We start from the raw sequence: 3,596 nt of genomic DNA, 5'->3' as shown, positions 1-3,596 counted from the left end.
CATTCTTTGCCGCCGACATTGTAACTGTACAGGTTGAACTTGTCCCCGAACAGTCGCCACTCCAACCGGTAAAGGCATAGCCGCTGTAGGGTGTTGCTGTAATTGTAACCGATGTCCCCGTAGCATAGCTAGCCGTGTAGGGGTTACTTCCGCTCAAGGAACCCGTAGAGACTCCAACGGAGCCACCCGCATTGGGGGACTTTGTTATGGTGAGGGTGTAACCAGAATAGCTAAACGTTGCAGTTACGTTCTTATCTGACTTCATATATACTACGCAGGTTGTTGGTGTGTGTGAATCATTAATGTCGCAGCCGGTCCAACCGGTAAAGGTATAGCCAGTAGCGGGGTATGCCGTAAGGGTAACTGACGTACCTCCACTGTAATAGGCCTTATAGATGCCGTTGCTGCCGCTTAGTGTCCCTGAGTCAGGTGCAATGGAACCCGATCCTACTTTTGTTACAGTAAGGGTCTTTGCAACGTTAAACGTCGCAGTTACATTCCTGGCTTTAGACATCGTTAATGTACAGGTTGAATCCGTTCCGGAGCAACTACCACTCCATCCGGTAAAGATAGAACCTGATGAAGCTGATGCCGTAAGCGTAACCGACGTATCGGTGACATATTTAGCCGTACCGATAAGCGCAGTGGTGGTTCCGCTCCAGCTTATTGTGCCAGTAGAGACTCCAACGGAACCAGTCGAGGACGGTTCAGTTATTTTAGAGATAGTAAGAGTTTGTGCAACGCTAATTGTTACCGTCACATCCTGTGCTTGTGACATAGTCACCGTACAGGTTGAACCTGTTCCAGAGCAACCTCCACCACTCCAGCTGACAATAAAATCACTAGTAGGGGTTGTTACGACAATTGTAACTGACGTGCCGGTGTCATAAGTAGCCGTATAGGGATTGCTCCCGCTTAACGTACCCGTAGATACGGCAACGGTGGTAGCAGTGTTTGTACCGGTTGTCGTTATAGTAAGGGGGTATGTGATAGTGTTAAACGTTGCGGTTACATTCTGAGCCGCTGACATCGCTACCGTGCAGGTTGAACCCGACGTCGAGTCGCAGCCGGTCCAGCCGGCAAACGTTGTACCTGATGCGGCATTTGCCGTGAGAGTAACTGATTTGTTTACGGCGTATGAGGCTGTGCCGGTGTAGCCATCGCCGCTCCAGCTTAGTGTGCCTGTTGAAGCCGTAACAGAACTCGAGCTTGCAGCCGTGCCGTCTTTAGTCACAGTAAGGGTGACGCACCCTGCTGTACAATCAAACGTCGCCGTCACTTTCTCGTTTTTATAAATTGCTTTAGTGCAGGTTAATGGTCCACCGGTATACCACGTTTGAGTGCTATCGCAGCCACTCCAACCGGAAAGGGTTGAGGTTGAGCTTGACGTTGAGGAATTATAGTAGTTTGGATAAATAACGACGCTCGTCCCATAGCTGTAACTACCGCTATAAAGTGTACCGTCACTACTCATGCTTCCGCCGGATTTATTGGCGGTTTCATAACCAAAACCTGTACCGGCATTTGTCACCGTAAGGGTGTATTTGTTAAGGGTATAACTTGCCGTCACACTTTTATTTGCCGACATCGTTAGCGTGCAGGTTGAACTAGTACCTGAGCAGTCGCCGCTCCAGCTGGAAAAGCTTCCTGATCCCAAGTCTCCAGCCGTGAGCTTAACTACCGTATCAAAAGGGTATGTAGCCGTTGCCGTGTTGGTGCTCCCATCCACGGTTAGTGTCTCTGAGGGAGTTGCAGAGACGGAGATCAAATTAGTCACCGTATAAATACTACTAACGCTTGAGCCTAATGCTAAAGTAAGGGTGGCTCCTGTGTTAAAGGTTGCCGCCACACTCTGTGCCGCCGACATCGTTACCGTGCAGGTTGAACTTGTCCCGGAACAGCCCCCGCCGCTCCAGCCGGCAAAGTATGAGTCTGAGGCGGGTACTGCCGTAAGTTTAACAGATGTATTGGGAGCATAATGAGTATATGTTCCGGCGCTCCCATTCCAGGTTAATAAACTACTGGAGTCTGAAACAGAACCCGACCCTGTACCGGCTGTTGTCACAGTAAGGGTGTATGCAGTTTTAAACGTTACAGTAGCCACAGCGGTGGATGTCATCAGCCACGATGTGGTTGAACTTGAGCTGCCGTTGAGGTCGCTAAGATAGGAGTTATCATCGGGTACTGCCTCAAGGGTAACTGTAGCACAACTGCTATAATAGTGGGGGATCCACAAGTCGTAAGGATAGGTACTAATAGTCCCGCTATTCAATTTGGCATAGTAACTATATGACCAGTTAATAGAACCACTGCCGGTGCCATATTTTTGTATTTGAAGATCGTAATAATCATTACAATCTTCTCCTGAACACGTACAAACAGAACCAGCAAATCCCAGCTCCACGTTGCCAAACAGCCACAGCAGGGCAAACGCTGCAAGTAGCAACCCAATTGCGGTTGATCTTTGTCGTTCGTTCTTCATATATCTAATACTCCTTTTGTTGCTTTAATAGGGGGGGCATGCCCCCCGGTCCCATAAATTTACACATGTACCATATAGTTGCTAACCACAAACCAATTGGGATCGGCCATCGTCCCCAAAGAGGACTTACCCTTGATAGTCGCTCCATTCATAAACCAAACATATAGCTGACCCGTAGAGACGTTTTGCCACAGCAGGTCAAGCATGCCACCGCCATCGTAATCACCAACCTTGATGATCTGCCAACTATCATCCGTTACGGTAGCAATTATTCTGGCGCTTTCCACGTTTGGCCCATACATAAACCATATGCCAATCTCACCGGTGCTGACGTTCCTGTAAAGGATATCGGCCTTGCCGTCGCCATCAAAATCACCCGCCCTGACTATAAGCCATTTGGGGTCGTTTAACGATGACACCAGCGTTGCACTCTTGATCGTCGGGCCGTTCATAAGCCACAGGGCAACAGCACCAAGCCCTTCGCTCCTGAAGAATATGTCGTCCTTACCGTCGCCGTCAAAGTCTGCAACGGCGGCGACTTCCCAATCCATGCCCGGGCTTTTGTCGGTGAACCTGGCATCTATAAAATCGGCACCCCTCATAGACCATATACCCAACATGCCATTTTCTTTGTCTCTGAAGAGGATATCGGTTATATCATCACCGTTGAAGTCGCCAACTGCCTTGACATACCAATCCCTGTTGCTTATCCTGACCAGATTCACAGGGGCATGGTTGGCTATTGTCAGGGCGCTCATAAACCATATATGCAGCGAACCGTCTACTTTGTTTCTGAAGAGGATATCGGTCTTGCCATCGCCGTTAAAATCCCCCTCCGCCTCTATCTCCCAATCAAGCCCTGCACTGTCAGGAGAGCCGATGCCTTTGACCTTGTCACCGTCCATCAACCATATAGCAACGGTACCTGTGGCTTGATTATGCCATAAGAGATCGCTCTTACCGTCGCCGTCATAGTCATGGGGCACCTTATGTACAACAGAGTTGCTTCCAACAAATGTGGCAGTCACCAACTTGGCGTTGGCAAGCGTTACCTTACACTTGGCGCTTGTAGAACTATCGCTGTTATCACACCCCGACCAGATACTAAAGACTG

The 3,596-nt window shown here is 49.2% G+C and carries 2 protein-coding genes; both read right to left on the bottom strand.

What is annotated here, in order from left to right; genetic code table 11:
- The coding region (locus HWQ67_RS14475; protein WP_218253400.1) for an InlB B-repeat-containing protein at positions 1-2,482 on the bottom strand (2,482 nt) is incomplete at its 3' end.
- 59 nt (positions 2,483-2,541) lie between these two features.
- Positions 2,542-3,596: FG-GAP repeat domain-containing protein (locus HWQ67_RS14470; protein WP_218253399.1), on the bottom strand; the 1,055-nt coding region annotated here is incomplete at its 5' end.

The organism is Candidatus Magnetobacterium casense, assembly GCF_019173545.1.
Lineage (GTDB): Bacteria > Nitrospirota > Thermodesulfovibrionia > Thermodesulfovibrionales > Magnetobacteriaceae > Magnetobacterium > Magnetobacterium cryptolimnobacter.
This window is presented reverse-complemented; position numbering and strand designations above follow the sequence as displayed.